Consider the following 19,617-nt stretch of genomic DNA (forward strand, 5'->3'; position numbering starts at 1 on the left):
CAGTCAGGATTTTCACCAGAGTGATGAACAGGTCGTGATCTGCCCCGGCCAATTTTGGGGGGGCGAAGAGCTGGCTAAAGGATCAGATCAGACGCGCTCAGCGCGGGATCTCCCACCAGGTCGATGGCAAATTCCGAGCCGCCATCTCCGTCGATATCGACATAAAGCCTGCCGATCTCCTGATTGTAGCGCAGCTCGCCGGCGGTGCCGGAATAGCTTTGAACAAAGCTCAGAGTGTCGCCCAGGGCAGAGAGATCGATCTTGTCGAGCCCGACCTCGAAATCGGTGATCCGATCGCGGCTGCCGGATCCCTGACGGCTGTCGGAGATGTTTTCGAACACAAAGACATCTGCCCCACTGCCCCCGTTCAGCACATCTGCGCCGCTGCCGCCTTCGAGCGTATCATTGCCGCTGCCCCCGAACAGGCGGTCCTCGCCCGCGCTGCCGCGTAGCAGGTCATTGCCGGAATTGCCTGCAAGCAAATCATCATCGGCCCCGCCAAAGAGCCGGTCTTCGCCGGAGGAGCCGCGCATGGTATCTGCGCCATCATTGCCTGCGAGCAGATCATCGCCGCTACCGCCGGAGGCCCAATCCGCGCCATCCTCGCCGCGCAGCGTGTCATCCCCGCCATTGCCGTAGATCGTATCGGCGCCCGTGCCACCGCGGGCATCGTCCGCGCCGCCGCCACTGGCCAGAAGATCGTCATCAGCCCCGCCGTCGAGGCTGTCGTCATCGTCATCGCCATAGAGCTTGTCTGCCCCGGCACCGCCCAGAAGGTCATTCTCGCCCGCCCCGCCGCGCAGCGTATCGTCGCCCGCACCGCCTTCGAGCGTATCCGCGCCATTCTCTCCTCGCAGGCTGTCATCTCCTGCCAGACCTTCGAGGTAGTCGTTGCCGCCCGCGCCGTTGATCTGATCGTCGCCCTGCGCGCCCATCAGGATATCTGCCGCGCCATCTCCCATCAGATCAAGATCCGGCACACCTTGCGAGGTGCCGACGAATTTCTGTGTCACGATCACGGACTCAAAGACACCGCTGTTGTAGGTCAGGGGGCCAAAGGCAATGCCCAGGCCAATATAGGTGACACCGGCATCCAGAATATTGGCGCGATGGCCGGAGCTGTTCATCAGATTGTTGTGCAGGCGTGCCACCTCGTCGAGATAGCTCGACGTGCCCGAGACCGAGACCGCCGCGATGTTTTCCGTGGCCCGTGATGCGCCTGCAAAATCCATGCCTGCATCCCGCATCCGGTCAATGGGGCGGGAATTGTCGACACCGGTATGGCTGAACGTGTCCGCATCGGTGATCCACTGGCTGTGGCGATCGGCGGCCAGGTTGAGATTGAGTTCGATTTTGACCTCATCAAGCCCGCGCGATGTGCGCTCTGCATTCACGAGATCAACAAAATGGCGTTCAAGGTCGCTGGCAGCGGTCATCACAAATCCATGTCTTTGGGTCCCCGGGCCAAACGTCCCTCAGACATGGGGCGATTTTGAGGCGTGGCTTGGGCCACAGAGGGCCAAAAACCGCAGCTTTTTAAGCACTAGAGGAAGAAATCCCCGGTGCTCAGATCAGGCGCATTCGTCAGGGTCAGAATGCGGGTGCCCGTTCCATCGCCATCGCTGTCCACGAAGAGCTGTCCCGTCTGAGCATCATAGCGCAGCTCGCCTGCGCGGCCGCTGAATTCTGCAACAAGCGCCAGTTCCGGCACAGGGCCGCTGATGGCGAGCAAATCCTCGCCACTGATGAAATCGGAAATCACATCCGCCATCATATCCCGGGTCAGATCAAAGACAAAAACATCCGCCCCCGCACCGCCAGACATCGTGTCGGCGCCAGGGCCACCAACCAGGAGGTCATCGCCATTGCCCCCAAAGAGGCGGTCGTTATTGGAGCCGCCCTCCAGCGTGTCATCCCCGTCGTTGCCGGCCACAAGATCGTCATCCTGGCCTGCGTAAATGAGATCATCGGCGGCACCCCCGCGCAATGTGTCATTCCCGGCGCGGCCCAGCACGATGTCATCCCCATCGCTGCCCTGACCCCAATCATCGCCATCCTCGCCGTTGATCGTGTCCTCTCCGCCGCCGCCGGTCAGCCGGTCGTCGCCGTTCTGGCCACGCAATGCATCTGCACCGTCGCCGCCCTCCAGCGTGTCATCGCCATTGCCGCCGCGCAGGCTGTCGGCGCCTGTGCCGCCCTCGAGCCGGTCCGCGTCATTGCCCCCGGATAAAGTGTCGGCGCCGCTGCCGCCGAAGAGCGCATCCCTGCCGTCATTTCCATAAAGCCTGTCTGCCGCGCTGCCGCCGTCCAGAGTGTCATTGCCATCCCGGCCGACCAGCAGATCTGCGCCCGCATCCCCGGAGACCCGGTCATGACCGGCATCGCCGTGCAACCGGTCCGCGCCTGCGCCGCCCTCCAGCGTATCATCCCCGCCACCGCCGCGCAGGCTGTCATCGCCGCGCGCGCCATGCAGGGCATTGTCTGCGCCATCGGCCCGCAGAGTGTCATCCCCATCGCCCGCGATGACCTGTTCGATCCGGCCCTCGATCGTGGCCCATGGGGTCCCGTCTACACTCAGCGCCCCACCGTCCCGCAGCGCCAGATCGACATCGCCCTGAAGGCTGGCGAGGTTGAGCCAATCCTGTCCGCCGTCGGTCTCTCGCAGAAGGCGCCGATCCGTGTCGCGGGCGGCATAGAGTCGAAAGTCTTCCGTGATGTGATGGTGTGTGTCCGCGCGGGCCTCAGACCCGTGCATATCCATCTGCACCTGTGAAATCCGCGTGCTGTTGCCTGTGACGTGATCGCTGATATGGACCTGCCAGGTGCCCCGGGCCGCCATGTCCAGCACGCCGGCAACCCCGAAGGTCCAGGAGCCGGGCAGGTCGGTAAAGCGGCCTTCGCGCAGGAACAGATCATAGATCTCACCCGTGGGGGCCTCGAGTTTGACGGAGAGTTCGCCAATGGCGGTGTGGCTCCCGATCAGGCGGATGTAGAGATGTTCCAGCGCCATGTCGTTTTGCACGTTGAGCGTAAAACTGCGGGTGCCATTGTCCCATTGCTGGGTGCCGTTCTGGACGACACTTTGGGTGCGCTCATTGGCGGTGGTCGCGGGGCTGTCGTGCAGGAGGTCCCAGGCCTCTGCCATGCGCACGGCGGCGCGCGCATCCACCATGCCAAAGCCATAGGAGAGGTGAAAGCTCATGCCGCCCCCGTTCCAATGCTCAGCCCCATTGGAGAACCAGCGGCCCTGTTCATAGATCTGGCCATTGCTGCCGTAATCCGAGCCGGTGTGGCTGGCCGAAAGGGCGAGGATGTTTTGCACATCGCGCCAGCCAAGATCGTCATTGGCCTCCAGCATCAGCGCCACGACGCCTGATGTGACGGGGGTGGCGGCAGAGGTGCCGCCAAAACCTGTGGTCACATCATTGAAGCTGTAGCCGCGCGATCCTTCCCGGTCTGTCGTGACAGAGGCCGCGGGTGCGGCGATCAGCACATTCGCTCCCCAGTTGGAATAACTGGCGACATCCCCGCTGCGCCCGGTCGCGGCGACCGTGACGATAGTGTGCAGGGAATTGAGCCCTTCGCCCTGGGCATTGCCATAGCGCCCATAGGTGTTTTCGAGAAAGCTGCTATTGGCATCATTGCCGGCCGCCTTGACGATCACTGTGCCCAGCCCGTCCCGCCCGGTGCTGGTGGCAACGGCAAAGGCCTCGGCCTCACGGCTGGATTGGGAAAACCTGTTGGTCAGGTTCAGGAAGGCGGCATAGGTCGGGATATATCCCCAGGAATTGTTCGTGATGTCGAAATTCGCCATGTAGCGCAGGGAATCGAGAACCACCGATCCACCTTGTGCGAAGACATCATTGAGCAAATCCACGCCCGTAATCGTCGCATCATAGGCAACACCCACACCGCCGGTGGTGTTGTTGGCGGCCGCGATGATGCCAGCGACGGCGGTGCCATGGGAGGCGGAGGAATTGGACGGTTGGCCATCATCGCTGCCCAGACCGCGGTAATGCAGGCTGGCATCGTAATTGGCGCTCAGATCACGATGAAATTGCTCGGTGCCGTCATCATAGACCCCGATCTGGATCGTGGCGCCTGTATACGCCTGCCAGACGGTCTCGATCTCGCCAATCAGCGGGAAATGCCATTGCTGGGAAAAGAGGGGATTCGATGTCGCACTCATGCGGGAAAGCTACCATCTGCGCGCGCATCACACCACGTGACGCTCTGTCGGGCCTGGGCATATTTTCGCTCGATTTGAGGGGTTTGCCGCTGCAAGGCGCGGGGTCTGGCCGGGCGCATGGGGTGCATGTCATGACGAGCAGAAAGGGACATGTGCAGATCCTGTAGACCGCGTCTTAAGACTTCGTTGACTTGTGGCAGGGCCGGGGGCTTGGTACTGCGGTCTGGTGATACGTCAGAGCCGACCCGGTGCAGAGGCTGCGACCCTGCCGGAGATAATCATCCAAGATTATGTCCACAAAAGGCCGGGCGCTGAACGATATCGCGCATTTGAACCCTGTGTTTTCGATAGGATTGTGTCGTCCCGTGTCTGTTTCCGCATCCCTTTCTTCGAGTGCCGCCACGCCGCCATCTGAGGGCGCTGATGTGACAGGCCCTGTGGCCAATGCAACGCGTCTGGCCGCACGCGCGCCCGGATCAGCCCTGGTATCTGCACCAGACGCCGGATCGGCACAGGATGCGGAGCAATCAACAACGTCTGAACCATCTCAGGAGACCGCGGCCTTGGATCACGCCGCGTCCACACCACCGCCAGACTTCCAATCTGAGCGCATTGGCTCACAGGCCACCCCCTCCGAGGCGATGCAGGCGGCCATGTCGAAGATGCAACCACTCATCGGAGCCAAGGCCAATCTGGCGCGGGAATACATCAAACTGGGGGAGATCGAGCAGGCGATGACCATCCTTGAGGAGGCGCTGGCGTCAGGCGTGCCGCATCGGGATGTCTATCGTCTCCTTGGAGAATGCACATTTCAGCAGGAGCAATGGCGCCGCTCGCTGGACTATTGGTATCGCACCTCCTCCATGACCGCGCGGGGGGATGAGAAAATCACCCAGCAAATTCGCCGCAAGGTCATGCGCTGTAATGCCCAGCTGGCATTGGAGGCGCTGGAGGCGGGGGATCGTGTCAGGGCGGCAGAGCATATGTCGCAGGCGATCGAGGCGGTGGATTATTCGATCTATCTCAAAGTGCGCCGCGATATGGTGGATCCCATCGTGGCCTATGCGCGCGATGTGCTGGAGCGTGATGGTCTGGCCGCGCGCATTGTGCCCGATCAGCCGCGCCACATCATCATTTGCCTCGATGTGATCAAGATTTCCGCCGTGCATTCGCACAAGCATCTCTATCTCTCCATGGCCGCCGCCCTGACCCAGCTGGACCCCAATATCCGCGTGAGCCTCGTGGCCACCTATGAACGCCAGATCAGCTGGAATGCAGGGTTCGAGGATTACTACCGGCCCGACAATATCAAGGTGCTCAAGGCTTTCATCGAGGAGAAGATCCCCGAGGACCTGCGGGCGCGTATCGATGTGCGGTATTTTGAGAGCTTCGGTTTGCGCGGGGTGATGAACACCTGCAGGACATTGATGGAGATGGAGCCTGATATGATCCTCTATGGCGGCGGGCGTTCGGGCTATCATGCCAATGAAAGTCTCGTGGTGCGCCACATCCTGTACAAATACGTGCCCACCGGCTTTTTCTTCGTACAATCAAACAATGATGTGGACGAAATCTGCGACGTCATCATCGCGCGGGGGCCTCATCCTTTGAATGGCGATCCTCAGGATGCCCCCATTCGCTACAGCCCTTATCCGCCGTTCCCGGGCCTGCAGGCGGCCGTGATCCCCGAGAGCATGAGCAAGATGGATCACAGCCGCAAGCGCATCGTGACGGCCTGGGTCGGGGTGCGGCTCGACAAGACATTGCATGGCTACACGCAGGGCGAGGTGGACCGGATCCTCGATCTTCTGGACCGGGTGCCGGATGCGGATTGGCACCTGATCGGGGCGGATGCCCCGGACGCCTTGCTTGAGAAGCACAAGCGCTTCTCCCAGATGCGCAAGGCCGGGCGGATCGTGGTGCATCCCGTGCTCGATTACGACGAATTCTATCACATGGCCGCCTCCGCCGCGCTCTTCTTCCAGCCGCCGGGCTTTACGGGCGGCGGCGGCGGGGCCTCGATTGCGCGCAACAATGATGTGCCGATCCTGTGTTTTGAGCATTCCGATGTGGCCCCGCTGCAGCCCGCGGAGGCGGTCTTTGCGGAGGATGCGCTCTCAGAGGGGCTTGCCATGGCGCGCAGCCTTCTGGTGGACACAACCACGCGGTCCAAACTCCTGCGCCAGCAATGGAGCTTGCTCGAGGAACGGCGCAAACAGGCGCCCGGAAAGTTTTACGCCGCCATCTGCGAGGGTGTGGCGGGTTATAAAGCACGCCAGGCAAATGGGTAATCTTTTTACATAATCAGGATTACAGGTATCGCTCACACTGTCCTTGCCCACATCAAAAAGGAACAGGAGAAGGCTGCACCGCCGCACAAAGTCAAACCAGTCAGTGCGAAGAATGGCTACAAGAAGACGGGTCGCCGCCCGCCAGGACGACCTTCAAAGAAGGAAGCATATTATGAGCGACGACGTAAAGAACGCGCAGACATGAGTTAAGGCAAGGAGACTTCAGCCTGCCTTGCACGATAAAACAGATCAGTCGTGGCAACACCTAACTGGATATATTCGCATGTCGTGAACTCATACCCGTCCAGTTCTGCGCATTCGGGAACATTCTCGAATGTATCGGTTGCTCGCTTCAAGGCGCGCTCATATCCCCTCACTTGGAAGCCGCTTCCCTCAATCGTGTTGGGCAAAAGCGGAGACAAGGCCGCATAGAAGGCACGCATTGACTCAACCAATTCTGACAAGCAAGTTCCGGTGCCACGATCAATCGCGACACAGGTGTCGCCCGCAACGCCGACGCATTGCTGTTCCATCCAGCCACGGTAGCGCAAGTCTAAAGGCTCTATAGCTTTCAAACAGGCAATCACATCAGGGGTTGGCAACTCTTCTTCCGCAATCGCCGGGTGGGCAAAAAATCCAAGAGCGAAACTGGCGGACATCACTAAGCTCTTCATTCAAATAGCTTGAATCGTCAAAAGGCAGGCGTCAATTCAGTTATCCGCAAGGCTTTTCAGCCCTGCGATATTTGAGGTCTCCGGGCTGCTAAGCCTTGCTCGCGTCGCGCCCTGTGGTGACATTTCTACTTGGTTGCAACACTCACAGCGCCTTTGGTGGCCTTTTCGCTTTGCAGCTCAGACGGCATTCCTACTTGTGCGCAACGACGCTTTCGAAGCGGATACCTTCCTCGTCAATCACGGCTGCGCTCAGACATCCCGTGCGCCACGCCCCTGTATCCACGGAAATTCGCCCCTGCTCTGCGGCGGCTTCGGCTACTATCGTGTGGCCATGGGCCACCCAAAGCCCATCCTTGCGCCGCCCGCGCAGAAACGCTGGGTGACCCCAGAGCAAAACTTCAGGCGGTTGATCGGCCATGGCACGCCCGGGCAAGGCCGCGGCATGTGTGACCGCCAGTGTTCCCTCCTGCCAAAAGAGCGGCAATTGCGAAAGCCAATCGAGCCGTACCGGCCCCAGCGCCTCTCTCATGGCCTGCCCCAGGGCGCGCAGGCGCGCATCGGCATCCCCCTGCCCGAACCGCTCCGGGGAAAGATCAAAGCTGTGCAGGGTCTCCGCTCCGCCATTGGAGAGCCATCGCGGACCATGGGTTACTGGATCCGACAGGAAATCGAGCATCATCCGTTCGTGATTGCCCATCAGGCAAATGGTCTGGGCAAAGGGTGCGGGCCGGCTCATGCGATCATGCAAGAGAGCCAGAACGCCCGCAGCATCAGGCCCCCGATCCACCATGTCACCGACGACAACCAGGCGCGTGTGGGGGGCGTCCGTCGTCTTTTGCAACCGCTCCAGCAGGGCGTCCAGCAGATCAAGACGGCCATGTATATCTCCCACGACAGCCACGGGAGCAGTGATTTCGGGGCAAGAGGCGGGTGTGGGAGAGCGACGTAACAACGTCAGCCATTGCGACAAAACCATAAGGGCTCCGAAAACCGTCGTGCAGGCACTCAATCTGATTGGGTCAACAATGACAAGCTATTGCCCGAAATGTTGCACAACTTCTGCGTTTCAGCGTCTTGTCGCCGCCAAATGGACGGTACATCAGGGTAGCTACTTGGATTGTCCGAGGGGGAAGGTTATGGCTTTTCCAAGACAAGGTTGAGTTTGAGCCCCTATGCCGTTTTCACCGCCGCGCCGTGTTTTGATTGTTGTAGAGAACTTGCCGGTCCCTCTGGACCGACGGGTTTGGCTTGAAGCGACGTCTTTGCGCGATGCAGGGTATGATGTCTCGGTGATTTGCCCTACCGGGCGCGGCTGGGACAAGACCTTCGAAGTGATCGAGGATGTGCATATCTATCGCTATCCTCAACCCCCCGAAGCGCATTCAGGCGCATTCGCTTACGGGCGTGAATATCTTCTCTCCCTGTGGCACATGTTTCGCCTCGCCCGCAAAGCGCGCCGGGAGCGCGGCTTTGATGTCATTCACGGCTGCAACCCCCCGGATCTGATTTTCCTGCTGGGCCTGCGGTATCGTCTGGCGGGGGTACGGTTCCTGTTTGATCATCATGATGTCTGCCCGGAGCTTTTCGAGGCCAAATTTGGCAAGCGCGGTTTGCTCTACAAGGTGATGCTCTGGTGGGAACGGCTGACATTCCGGACAGCGGATGTCTCCATGGCGACCAATGAGAGCTTTCGCCGGATCGCAATTGAGCGCGGTGGCATGGATCCCGAGGATGTCTTTGTCATCCGCTCCGCCCCCCGGGTTGAGAGTTTCACGCCCGGGCCCGGCGATGTGCAATATCGCAAGGGCGCCAAGACGGTCATGGGTTATGTGGGCGTGATCGGACAACAAGAAGGCATGGACCTGCTTGTGCAGGCGGTTGCGCATCTGACCGGCGCGTTGAACCATACGGATGTGCATTTTGTCATCATTGGCTTTGGCCCCACACTGGAAGAAGTAAAGGCGGATGTCGCGGCCCATGGGCTGGAGCAATATTTTACCTTCACCGGCGCGCTTTTTGGCGATGATATGCTGGCCGCGCTCAATGCGATTGATATCGGCATCGCCCCTGATCCCAAAAACGAGATGAATGACATCTCCACCATGAACAAGGTCATGGAATACATGACCCTGGCAAAACCTCTGGTGCAGTTTGATCTCACCGAGGGCCGCGCGTCTGCAGGCGATGCTTCGCTGTATGCGAAGGCCAATGATCCGTTGGATTTTGCCGAGAAGATTGCCTGGCTCATTGACAACCCCGAGGAAGGGGCGCGGTTGGGCGAAAAGGGGCGCGCACGTGTTCTGGACCGCTTGTCCTGGCATCATTCGGTGCCTGAACTTCTTGCGGCCTATGATCGAATTTTTGCCAAACGCCGCACTGTGCAAGAGCCTGTCTCCAGCCAGACTCAGGATGTTTGATACCGCCTCCTAAATCAGGCGTTGCCTAGTGGTCGTGCGCTATGATGTCGTGCTGTTAAAGTCTTTTGAGCAAGGTCCGCGCTCAAACCGCTCCCCCTGGGGAGCCAGCGTGAGGATGCCCAAATGTCAGACGATTTTGCCACCCATCAACCCAGCCTGACCTCTCCCGCGGCAGCCGCGGCAGAGATTACACCCAGTGATGCCCAGCCTTTGCCCAATGTCACCCGTGCGATCTATGTGGGTGGTGCGGGCGATTTGCGCGTCACATTGGTCAATGGCGACATCGTTACCCTGTCCGGCGCTCAGGCTGGCATGGTCTACCCCTTGCGGGTACGGCAAGTTATGGCCACAGGGACAACAGCGACGGCAATCGTCGGATTGCGCTGAGACCCGCCCGGATCACAGATCCAACACCAGTTCAACATGGGCAGCACAGTCATACAGACTGTGCTGTTGCGGTGGCCGGCGAAGCATATCGCATGATTGCCGGGACCCTTCACACGGGCCCTTTCGTACAGGCTCTTTCGTACAGGCCCCGTCCAGCCATCAATGGCGGATCTGTTTGCCAATTTGGCACAAGAGACGCGAAAGAGTTTCAAACCCCGTAACGCATGCATAGACTGTCCCTAAGCTGGCACGGGAGGGTTTGGTATGTTTTTGATCAGATGTCTGTTGACGTTTCTGCTGAACCTGTGGGCTTTCTCTGCCGCCGCGCTCAGTACGCTGCCGGATGCCAACATGGCACCTCGTCAGGTGATCTTTGGACTGCAGAACACGCCAGGCCAGGCTGCAATCCCGACAGATCTTGCAGAGGGGCGCTACGACACAGAGATCGCGACATTTACCGTGGCCCGAGGGCAGCTTACCCTTGCCTCCGCCCCCACCGCCGCCGGACAGGTCCTGCTGCGGGACGAGGCGCGCAGCCTTGCCATTACAATCAGTGACCAGCATCGCTGCGTCAGCACGTCAGACGAGCTTGAAGCCGTTCTGAAACTGGCCCCCGAAGACAAGGCCGGGCTGACGATTTGCCTCAATCCAGGGCGCTATGGCGGGTTCGGCTGGTGGGGCTTGCGCGGCGCCTTCACGGGGATCCCCGATGGCAAACCGATTGTCTTTCAATCAACAGATCCCGCGCGTCCCGCCGTGCTGGATGGCTTCTTCATCGGATCAGCCGATGAGCGCGCACCGGGCAATGTCATTTTGCGCAATCTCGTCTTTGAGGTGGCCTCACCGCCCGTGGCAGATCTGAGCGATCCCGGCCTGCACGAGCATCTCTTTGCAATCTATATCGGCTGGCAAGGCCCTGCGGCGCGCAATGTGCTGGTCGAAAACATTGTGGTCCGCGGCCCGCTGGGCGAGGCGTTCAAAGGCGCCCATCCCACGTATCACAATATCTATGGCATTCAGGCTAAGGGCGATCGGATCATCATTCGCCACGCACATTTCGAAACCCTGATGAACGCCATACATCTCCAGGGCCGTGACATCCTTGTGGAGCATGTGCGCGGGCATCGTCTTTGGGGGGATATGTTTCAGGTGTCTCCGGAAGTCTTGCCCAGACCAGAGGGGCGCACCAATGGCTGGCCCTGTCGCCGCAGCGAACGCATCGTGCTGCGCAACAACATCATGTCGGATATCTGGTCCAACAATAACCGGCATCCGGATTTCATTCACTTCTTTGCCTCCCACAAGGTCATTTGTGGGCTCAAGGATGTGCTGATTGAAGGCAATATCGTCTATCTTGGCCGCGAAGGGGCCCGCCAGCCGGGGTTTCCAACGGGCTTCACCGCAACCGCGCCGCAACCCGCACCGTCCGTGCTGCCCAGCCAGCCCCGGGTTGTTCAGCGCCTGAACGCTCCGGGCAATGTGACACTGCCTCCCGCAAGCTGCCCTGAAGAGCGTGTGCGGATTGCCGTGCAGCGCGTGCCCGGTTCAGGCCCGCTCAGCCTGCGCCCCCCGCCCGGCACGGTGCTTGTGGTCAATGGTGTGCGTCAGCCCGCCTATGATCTGCTGGGAGACTGGGAAGTGGCCCGCCTGACATGCCGGCCCGACACGCGGGGAACGTGGGACCTCGACACTGCCAAACCCGGCCCACAGGGTATCTTCTCCAACAATATTGCAGGCCCGGATGGGTACCAGAACATTATTGTGCGCCACAATGTGCTGTGGATCACCTCTGGTCACGGGATCTCCTTCGGCGATCCGGACAATCGCAATATTCGCGTGTTGAACAATTCATTGTTGCAACCATTTCCCGGAGACGCCAACGGAGATGGGCGTCCCAACTTGCATTCCGATGGGTTCAATGAACGCCATTCCGGTGCGCAGATCAGGCTGGAAGGCATGGCCAATGTTGTGCGGGGCAATATCTCCTCCACCCGTGTGCGGGGCGGGCGCCAGCCGGGGTGGAGCGGGAATGACAATGGCTTGCGGCACACGGACAGTGGGCGTTCGATGCTCAGCCGGTTCACGCCCGACCCCCAAAGCGGGACATTCATGCCAACGACACCGCGCGAAGCCATCGAGAAGGCCCGTCCCCGGGCCGATGGCATGCTGGGCACCGCGGGCATTGGCGCAGTGGGCGTTCGGCCCGAGAACGATCCCTATGACTGGAGCTGGGTGCCAGACAGGTAAGATCAGAGCTGCCGGTGCTGCAGACTTACCGGCGGCGCAGCACGATATTGAGCAATTCGCGCAGGCTGACCACAAAACAGCAACTGAGAATAAACAGCCCGACATGGTTGAGGTTCCACGCCACAAACATCTCCGGTGAGGGTGGGTTCTGGAGACTGTCCCACAGGGCCAGCCCGCCAACCGCCAATGCAAGCCCCGTCGGCAGCGCCAGGGACCGCAATGGCACGCCGCGTTGGCGCTTCAGGAGCGCAAGCGAGAGGCCCGTCCCGAACAGCTCACCCACCAACCCGATCAGCAGCACGGCAATCAGATCATACCCTGATTGCGCGGCCCAGAACGCGATTGGAAACGAGACCAGCCTGGGCAAATTGCCATAGACCGCATTGAGCGTATCGGCCATCGACATGGCGACGGTGGCAATGGTTCCCTTGAACATCAACACAGATTGGATCAGCGCGAGGATCGCCAGAACCTCCAGCGCGGGCGCATATCGCATATCAAAGGCTGTAAGCAGCAGGGCCGGGCCGATAAACATCATGCCAAGGCCCAGCCCAATCCCCAGAAAGAGCCCCATCTGCAGCGTCGCCGCCTGAATGGCACGGTTGTCCGCCTGGGCCGAGAGCTTTGGCAACACCACGGAGGAGAAGGTGCGCTTGACCAATGTGGCCACTGCCTGCACCAGCATGAAAGCCGCGGAGAACCAGCCCAGCACTTCGAGACCAAACTGATTGGTGATGATGAGCCGATCCCCATTGGTGAGCGCAAAAAGCAAAAGCCCGTTGGCCAGAAGCGGGATGCCGAAGGCCAGCGCCCGGCGCATGATCGCCATATCCCAGGCCAGCTCAAAGCGCCGCTCCGCCAGCAGGTGTGACAGCACGCATTGGGCAATCTGCTGCGCGACAATCGCCCAGAGCATCATCTGGTAATCGGCCGAGATAAAATAAACGAGCAAGGCCACAACAAGCGACAGGATCGGGGAGGCCCATGTGATCGTGACCGTGGCGCCGAATTGCATATTCCGCTCAAAACGCGCGAAATCGAGATGTTGAAACCCACGCAGCAGAGGCAGAAGCGCCAGCACGGCAAAGGCCCAGCCCACCTCCGGCACACCGATGAAATGTGCATAGGGAATGGCCAGCGCCAGCGCCGCCAGCCCGCCCAGAACGCCACGAATGACCTGCAGCATGTGCAGCGCCGCCTGAAAGTGCCGGGATTCACCGTCACGGTCCTGAACGATCATGCGCTGCATGCCGATGTAGGAGGCATTTTCAATGAAGGCCACAGCGATTGACAGATTCACCGCAAGCCCGAAATCCTCCACCGAAATCAACCGGGCGATCAGGATGTTGCGCAAAAACAGAACAACCATCATCACAACCTGGCTGATGAAAACAAGCCCAGCAGATTTAAGCATCTTTGATCAGGTATCCTCGGTGGTATGGCTGGCCTTGCCTATCTCAAGCGCCATGAGATTGCCACTGCGACCGATCAAACCCGCAGGCTGCGCTGCGGAGCGCGTGGGCGGCGCAGCCACCCATGATAATTTCTGCCGCCCTGCGGAACTGCGCGGCACCCATTTTCGGGGAGGCGTGAGCAAAACATGACCACGCCGTGCGTCGTGTAAAGGCGCAGGCAAGACCCGCTCAGCGCGCTGTTTTCATGGTACTTTCTTCGCAATGCCCTTGCCCTGAGCGCCTGCATGGCTGCGCGCGGCACAGACACAGACCAGACACGATAACGCAACGCCCTGCCATCGCGGGCAGAACGCAACACAGCTGATTTCTCCTTATAAGTCCGGCTCCGCAACACCTCTTCCACGTGGTTATCACGCGATGCTCTGGCGCGCAGATCGACCCGTTCGTGCGACACAGCGAAGGAGACGAAAATGCAAATTGCCGTATCAACAAATTTTGCCGCCAAACGGCCCTTGATCCAGGCGGTCACAACTGCCGATATCCGCTTTGGTGCTGCGACCCGGGCGGGAGAGGGCGCCGTGGCTGTCACGGGATCTGCGATCGTGACGGGCGATCCCGAGGGCCATTGGCAGATCAGCCAGAACATGTTGAGCCCAAGCGCCGCTGGTGCAGGCGCACTCAACGGCAGCTATGCCCTTGAGCTGGACAGCGGGGATACCCTCGAGGTGGCCGTCGTGCCCCAATCGCGGAGTGTCGCGCGTGAAAGCGAACTGCAGGATATCCTGCATGCCAATGTGCCCGTCGCCCCGGGAGAGACCATCTACATTCGCGACAAGGGCAGCATCTACGAGATGAAGGCGCTGGAATGGTTCACGACATGGGATGGCCATCCCTCCAACGTGACCTTTGCCTCCGCCGATCCCCTTGCCCCGCCAGAGCTGGATTACTGGGATCTCAGCCGCACACCCATCAGCAACGTCACCTTTCGCGGGCTGATTTTCCGCAAGACCGATTACCCCACGAATGTCCCCTTCTGGGCGCCGGCCTCCGCTTCCGTGCATGCCATTTTGCGCACCGACAATGCGGCCGGGATCAACGGGTTGATCATCGAGGATTGCCTGTTTGACGGCGGCCTGCTGCCTTGGGCCGAAGGGGGGCGTTTCACGGCGACAAATCCGGCTCTCTTCATGCGGGGCGATCAGATCACCAATATTACCTTCCGCCGCAATATCGTGGAACACGTGGGCACCGGCATTGCGCTGGGGATCAATGGGGCCGTGATTGAGGACAATCTCTTCCGGCGCTTTCACAACGATGCAATCGTTTTGCAAAACCCGCCCTCAAATGATTGCGCCAATATTCGCATCGCCAACAACCATCACGAACAACAAACCGGCTGGGCGTCGCTGTTTCATACCGATCTGCTGCAATTTCAGCCCCAGAACAACAGCCGCGCCATTCGTGATATCGAATATGTCGGCAACACCGCCTCTGTCGCGGCGACATCAAAACCCGCGCAAGTCGATCCGATCAGCCCGGCCGGGATTATCAGCTACACAAGCGATCACACCCTTGATGCCACCGATCATGCCCGAGAGATCCGGGTCGGGGGGGACATCACAATCACCCTGCCCCCCGCTGCGGCCAATGCCGGCCGGCAGTTTTGCCTGCGGCGGACGAATGGCACCGTGACCATTGCGCTGGATGGCAACGATACATGGGCCGGCGGTACATCCCTTGTCCTGCCCGACCCGACACGCGGGAATGCCTCCCACGCCACCTTTGTCAGCGATGGCAGCGGAGAGTGGAAAGAGCTTACGCCCAGCTACCGGGCACATATGTTGCTGCGCACCCAGAGCCAGACGCTGAGCGATCTTGAAAGCAATTGCACCGTTGTGGTGGATGCCAGCGCAGGGGACATCACGCTGACATTGCCGCAAGACGGGGCCCAGTCCTTCACCATTTCACGTCAGGACGGGACGGCCAACACTGTGCGGGTTGTGCCCGAAGCGGGCAATACATTGCTGCTGCGCGGGCAAAGCCAGTCCGAGATTGCCTTCGTGCAGGGCTATGGGCTCGAGGTCGTTGGCAACGGGGCGGGCAATTGGACCGCGGCAGAAGATGGTCAGACAACGCAAGGCTTCTTCGGCAACCGCCATCCCCAGGGCCTCTACGAGAATATCCGTGTGCACGGCAATATTCTCTATGTCACGACAGTGCATGGCATTCACTTGGAACAGGACGTGCCCGGTTTCCACATCTGGAACAACACGATCCTGCGCACCCTTTACGACGATGACAATGGCGATGGGGCGCTGGATGCGTTTGAAGCCGAACCGGGCGGAGGGCGTGGCACCATCTGGGCAAATGGCCTTGGGGCCTTCTCCTTCCGGGACTTCACCACTGGCGGCCTTGTTGTCGATGAGGGCGGAGATGCCGGGGACAGCTTCGGCACCATTGCCCTGAGCGCTGGCAGCGGATCGGAGGCGCTCAGCCTTGTGCAACCCTATCTCGTGGGGGACACGCGCGCGGATTACCGGCCCATGAGCCGCTCGGAGGTGATTGCATCCGCCGCGCCGCGCGCAGGAGGGCCCATTGACGGCGCGTTCATCGGTGCGGTGGGCTATTACGACTTTGACGCAGGCCGCGTCGCGAGCGCCCTGCCCGCACCCAATATCGTGGCGACAGCTCCGATCAACGGGGAAGAGCTCTCGGCTTCAACACCGATTGCCGTTGAGTTTGACCATTTCATCAGCCCGCGCACCGGTACGCTGACCTGTTGGGATGTCGACGCGGGCAGCGCCATCGAGACATTCGATATCGCTTCCGGTCTGGGCGACAATGGCGGGACCGTGACGATCCAGGGCCGCCAGATGCTGGTGACCAGCGGGGCCGGCTGGCCCATCGGCACGACACTGGCGCTGCGGATAACAGATCAGGCCCTGCGCAGCGTCACCTATGATACCGCCTTCTCAGGGCTGAGCGGCGATACATTCTCATGGACAACAGTGCCTGATCCCGCCGTAACCCCGGTTTTCCTGGGCACCCGTGAAGACATCATTCGGTCCTCGGTCAAGACGATGAGCGGGCTGAATTTCCCCGCTGGGCGCGCCATCGTGTTCATTGGCTGGACCGACAGCGGCGATATTGCCATCCCGACCGTATCCGTCGGCGGCACAGCTGCCAGCCGGTACGGAGATGTTATCGATTCAGGCCAGATCCATGTGGCCGTCTATGAAGTTGATCTCGCGGCAGGTGGCATCATGGATGTCGTCATCGACTACGGCGAGAACCAGTTCGACACGGAATTGGCGGCCTATAGCGTCGGGGATGCGACAATCGCCACCTTGAATGCGTTCAGCGCCGGCGGCGCCGGAGACATGGTCTATTCGCATGAGATCAACACCCAAAGCGGGGCGGGCGTGATTGGATTTGCCTATCACAATCGCGGACCCGGGGATGGGGTCTGGTCCGTTGAAAGCGGTTGGGATCAGGTGGATGCCAATTTTGGCGCCTGGCGCAGCACAGCGGCCATGAGCGCGGCGATTGTGCCTGCTGAAAAGCCACGGCTGTTTGAAACGCGCTTCTCAGGCGCAAGCCAGGCCCGCGCCGGAGTTGCGCTCATGGTCAGCTGAGGCATGCACAGGCCACCCCGGGGCTGCCCCGGGGTGGCCAGCCACGCCTGAGGGAGGGGCGCCTAAGGGGCGGCTTTCCCAATGACATCGCCAATCGCCGTCCGGTACCGCTCCAGCCGGGCGTTCACACCCTCCATGGCCTGAGACACTTCCCCGGCCAAGGTCTTCCGATTGGCATAACCTGTCTGAATGATGTCCAGAATGTCATCGTTGCTCTGGGTTTTGCAATCGGCAACATGCGGATAGCCCAGCGTTCCAAACACACCAGCGAATTTCCGGCTATAGGCCATGGGAATAACCGGCACGCCAGAAGAGAAAGCCGCGATCGTGGCATGCATGCGCGCGCCCATGAAGAAATCGAGCCCGGCAATATAGGTCTTGGCGGCAATGGGTGAGCCAAAGACAGGCGCAACCTGAACACCGGGGAATTCCTCTGCCAGCGCCTCGCTCACACGCTGATCATCTTCCACCGCGATATGATCGGATTGCACATGCCCGACCAAATGCATCTCCACCTCAGGCTGCGCGGCAGCCCATGCAAGGATCGCGCGGATCAATGCCGGATAATCCCCTTTGAGCCCGAACTGATTGTCCTGTGTATATCCACCGTTGAACAAAAGCCCCGAGACATTGAGCCCGACGCGGACCTTGCCATCCTCAGACCGCGGCCCGGGGCGCTCATAGCTCAACCCCATGGCCACATCCGTGGCCTCAAGAATTGGCGCCTTGATGCCCATATCCGCAAGAAAGCGCGTCGAGGGCGCATCGCGGGAGACCACCAGCTGCGCCCGGTTCATGACCGCGCGCGCCATGGGCCGCGCCCACCATGTCTCAAACGGGCCGATGGTCTGGGGGCTCAGGATAAGGGGCTTGCCTGCCAGAAGCGTCCGCGTCTTGGCATGGCACACATTGAAGAAGCGCCGGAAGCCATAGATATCGGTGAAACTGTCCCCACCCCCGATATCGACAATCACATCACAGCGCGCAATCGCTGCGGCGACACGGCCACCGGGGCGCACAAGCTCGCGCTGACGGAAGGGCTGGTTTTCAATGTCATCGGCTTCAAAATACCAAGGCCGGGGATCGCGCCAGCCCAAAACAATGAACTGCGCGCGCCGCCCCTGCACGGCCGCCGCCTGACGCAGGATTTCAATATTGGCCAGCGTCAACGCGCCCACGCCGAGATTGTCGGAATTCATCGAATGCCAGAACAGGCCGATGGTCAGGGGGGGCTGTGATGTCTGGCTCATGTCACGTCTCCCTGCCCGGGCGCGCCATGCAGCACCATGACATGATCAAGCCCCATGCGATGGGATCGGGCAACCTCCAGCTCCTCGGGCAGATGCCCCACTGAAATCATCATGATGACGGCCTCACTATCGGGTATATTCAAAGCCTGACGCATCTTCTGATCGTCGCTGTGGCGCATCGACCACGCCAGGGGGCAGGCGCCCAAACCAAGAGAATGCAGGGCATAGAGCAAAGACATGGCGAACATGCCGCCATCGACAAATGGCTGATTGCGCTCGCCCGCGCCGGAAAATGCCTGAAGATCCGCCGTGACCACCAGCGCCCGTGAGGCCCGATCTCCAAAGCCACGGTTGCCGGGCTGCCAGTCCAGCGCCTGCTGTGCGTTTTCAAACACATGGACCCGCGGCCCCTGCCGATTGCAGACGCTGGGCGTCTTGCGCGCGCGATCGACCGCCTCGGCAATCAGATCAAGATCCACAGGGGTCGGCGCATATTGGCGTACCGAATGACGGGACCAGAAGAAGGAGGCATCCGCTTGCGCGCCCGCCGCGCGAATGTCCTGGGCTGTCACACGGGCGGTCCCGCCAACACCATTGTCCGGCTGGCCTGCAAGAAACGCCTCAAGCGGCGCGTTGTCCACATCATGGGTGGCATTGAAGGCCTGATAGGCATGCAGCGCAGAGACCGCCGGCGCCAGTTCCACACCATGCCGGTCCCGGTATTCCTGCAGCTTGCGTGTCAGCGCCATCACCTTGTCGCGCCCAAATCCCGGACGCGGCTCACTCAGCGACAATCCCTTCTCAACACCGTGATACGCCTTGTAGAGCGCATGGCGCGACTGGGCTTCGGTGCGGTCTGTATCCATGCCATGGGACCAGCGCAGATAGCGCCGCAGATCATAGAGATGGTCGCGCGTCAGAGCTCTGGCCATCCGCAACAACCGAACCTTGCGCCAGATGCGTTGCAGGGCGCGGTATGCCGACCCGTTCTTGTCAATCACGTCCAGAAACCTTTTTGAGAGCGGATCGGGGCCGCGAGGCCAGATCCAGAAATCGCTGTCTCGCGCCTTCTACCCGATCCAACATGTTTTGCAATTCGGCCCATGCCACAA

General features: G+C 60.5%; 13 protein-coding genes. 6 read left to right on the top strand and 7 right to left on the bottom strand.

What is annotated here, in order from left to right; genetic code table 11:
- Window positions 1-74 precede the first annotated feature (74 nt).
- Both ACP15S_RS19940 and ACP15S_RS19945 read right to left on the bottom strand, forming a co-directional pair.
- Window positions 75-1,436, bottom strand: a complete 1,362-nt coding sequence (locus ACP15S_RS19940; protein ID WP_425041406.1) for a M10 family metallopeptidase C-terminal domain-containing protein — start codon at window positions 1,434-1,436, stop codon at window positions 75-77.
- A 107-nt stretch (window positions 1,437-1,543) separates the two neighbouring features.
- Window positions 1,544-4,189: a S8 family serine peptidase gene (locus tag ACP15S_RS19945; RefSeq protein WP_425041407.1), complete on the bottom strand. Its 2,646-nt coding sequence runs from the start codon at window positions 4,187-4,189 to the stop codon at window positions 1,544-1,546.
- A gap of 365 nt (window positions 4,190-4,554) precedes the next feature.
- Here ACP15S_RS19945 and ACP15S_RS19950 point away from each other — a divergent pair, with 365 nt between their 5' ends.
- Window positions 4,555-6,480 (top strand): tetratricopeptide repeat protein, encoded by a 1,926-nt coding sequence (locus ACP15S_RS19950; protein ID WP_425041408.1) that lies wholly within the window; start codon window positions 4,555-4,557, stop codon window positions 6,478-6,480.
- Between the two features lie 206 nt (window positions 6,481-6,686).
- Here ACP15S_RS19950 and ACP15S_RS19955 read toward each other — a convergent pair whose 3' ends face one another.
- Both ACP15S_RS19955 and ACP15S_RS19960 read right to left on the bottom strand, forming a co-directional pair.
- Complete coding sequence (locus tag ACP15S_RS19955) at window positions 6,687-7,154, bottom strand: hypothetical protein (RefSeq protein ID WP_425041409.1); 468 nt, start codon at window positions 7,152-7,154, stop codon at window positions 6,687-6,689.
- 190 nt (window positions 7,155-7,344) lie between these two features.
- Window positions 7,345-8,046: a metallophosphoesterase gene (locus ACP15S_RS19960; RefSeq protein WP_425041410.1), complete on the bottom strand. Its 702-nt coding sequence runs from the start codon at window positions 8,044-8,046 to the stop codon at window positions 7,345-7,347.
- A 280-nt stretch (window positions 8,047-8,326) separates the two neighbouring features.
- Here ACP15S_RS19960 and ACP15S_RS19965 point away from each other — a divergent pair, with 280 nt between their 5' ends.
- From ACP15S_RS19965 to ACP15S_RS19975, 3 genes are all read left to right on the top strand, one after another.
- A complete protein-coding gene (locus ACP15S_RS19965) occupies window positions 8,327-9,571 on the top strand; it encodes a glycosyltransferase family 4 protein (RefSeq protein ID WP_425041411.1) in 1,245 nt (414 codons plus the stop codon).
- Window positions 9,572-9,694: 123 nt separating this feature from the next.
- On the top strand, window positions 9,695-9,958 hold the full coding sequence (locus tag ACP15S_RS19970; protein WP_425041412.1) for a spike base protein, RCAP_Rcc01079 family: 264 nt from the start codon (window positions 9,695-9,697) through the stop codon (window positions 9,956-9,958).
- A gap of 264 nt (window positions 9,959-10,222) precedes the next feature.
- Window positions 10,223-12,205, top strand: coding sequence for a hypothetical protein (locus ACP15S_RS19975; protein ID WP_425041413.1), 1,983 nt, complete (start codon window positions 10,223-10,225; stop codon window positions 12,203-12,205).
- Window positions 12,206-12,230: 25 nt separating this feature from the next.
- On the opposite strand, the gene ACP15S_RS19980 is transcribed toward ACP15S_RS19975, so the two are convergent.
- Window positions 12,231-13,619: an oligosaccharide flippase family protein gene (locus tag ACP15S_RS19980; protein WP_425041414.1), complete on the bottom strand. Its 1,389-nt coding sequence runs from the start codon at window positions 13,617-13,619 to the stop codon at window positions 12,231-12,233.
- A 52-nt stretch (window positions 13,620-13,671) separates the two neighbouring features.
- Here ACP15S_RS19980 and ACP15S_RS19985 point away from each other — a divergent pair, with 52 nt between their 5' ends.
- Both ACP15S_RS19985 and ACP15S_RS19990 read left to right on the top strand, forming a co-directional pair.
- Window positions 13,672-13,809, top strand: a complete 138-nt coding sequence (locus ACP15S_RS19985) for a hypothetical protein (RefSeq protein WP_425041415.1) — start codon at window positions 13,672-13,674, stop codon at window positions 13,807-13,809.
- Window positions 13,810-14,090: 281 nt separating this feature from the next.
- Window positions 14,091-17,255, top strand: a complete 3,165-nt coding sequence (locus ACP15S_RS19990) for a hypothetical protein (protein ID WP_425041416.1) — start codon at window positions 14,091-14,093, stop codon at window positions 17,253-17,255.
- Window positions 17,256-17,317: 62 nt separating this feature from the next.
- Here ACP15S_RS19990 and ACP15S_RS19995 read toward each other — a convergent pair whose 3' ends face one another.
- The gene (locus ACP15S_RS19995) at window positions 17,318-18,505 is read right to left on the bottom strand and encodes a polysaccharide pyruvyl transferase family protein (protein WP_425041417.1); all 1,188 of its coding nucleotides are present in this window, start codon (window positions 18,503-18,505) and stop codon (window positions 17,318-17,320) included.
- Entirely contained in the window at window positions 18,502-19,506 is a 1,005-nt protein-coding gene (locus ACP15S_RS20000) for a nitroreductase family protein (protein ID WP_425041418.1), read from the bottom strand. The genes ACP15S_RS19995 and ACP15S_RS20000 overlap by 4 nt, the downstream gene beginning before the upstream one ends.
- Between the last annotated feature and the right edge of the window lie 111 nt (window positions 19,507-19,617).

Source organism: Primorskyibacter sp. S187A (assembly GCF_049800955.1).
Lineage (GTDB): Bacteria > Pseudomonadota > Alphaproteobacteria > Rhodobacterales > Rhodobacteraceae > JAKVBH01.

Excerpts from the sequence above, each read along its gene's own strand:
- ACP15S_RS19980 (WP_425041414.1), bottom strand. The coding sequence starts at position 13,619 with ATGCTTAAATCTGCTGGGCTTGTTTTCATCAGCCAGGTTGTGATGATG.
- ACP15S_RS19965 (WP_425041411.1), top strand. The coding sequence starts at position 8,327 with ATGCCGTTTTCACCGCCGCGCCGTGTTTTGATTGTTGTAGAGAACTTG.
- ACP15S_RS19985 (WP_425041415.1), top strand. The coding sequence starts at position 13,672 with ATGAGATTGCCACTGCGACCGATCAAACCCGCAGGCTGCGCTGCGGAG.
- ACP15S_RS19975 (WP_425041413.1), top strand. The coding sequence starts at position 10,223 with ATGTTTTTGATCAGATGTCTGTTGACGTTTCTGCTGAACCTGTGGGCT.
- ACP15S_RS19940 (WP_425041406.1), bottom strand. The coding sequence starts at position 1,436 with ATGACCGCTGCCAGCGACCTTGAACGCCATTTTGTTGATCTCGTGAAT.
- ACP15S_RS19955 (WP_425041409.1), bottom strand. The coding sequence starts at position 7,154 with ATGAAGAGCTTAGTGATGTCCGCCAGTTTCGCTCTTGGATTTTTTGCC.
- ACP15S_RS19945 (WP_425041407.1), bottom strand. The coding sequence starts at position 4,189 with ATGAGTGCGACATCGAATCCCCTCTTTTCCCAGCAATGGCATTTCCCG.
- ACP15S_RS19995 (WP_425041417.1), bottom strand. The coding sequence starts at position 18,505 with ATGAGCCAGACATCACAGCCCCCCCTGACCATCGGCCTGTTCTGGCAT.
- ACP15S_RS19970 (WP_425041412.1), top strand. The coding sequence starts at position 9,695 with ATGTCAGACGATTTTGCCACCCATCAACCCAGCCTGACCTCTCCCGCG.
- ACP15S_RS19990 (WP_425041416.1), top strand. The coding sequence starts at position 14,091 with ATGCAAATTGCCGTATCAACAAATTTTGCCGCCAAACGGCCCTTGATC.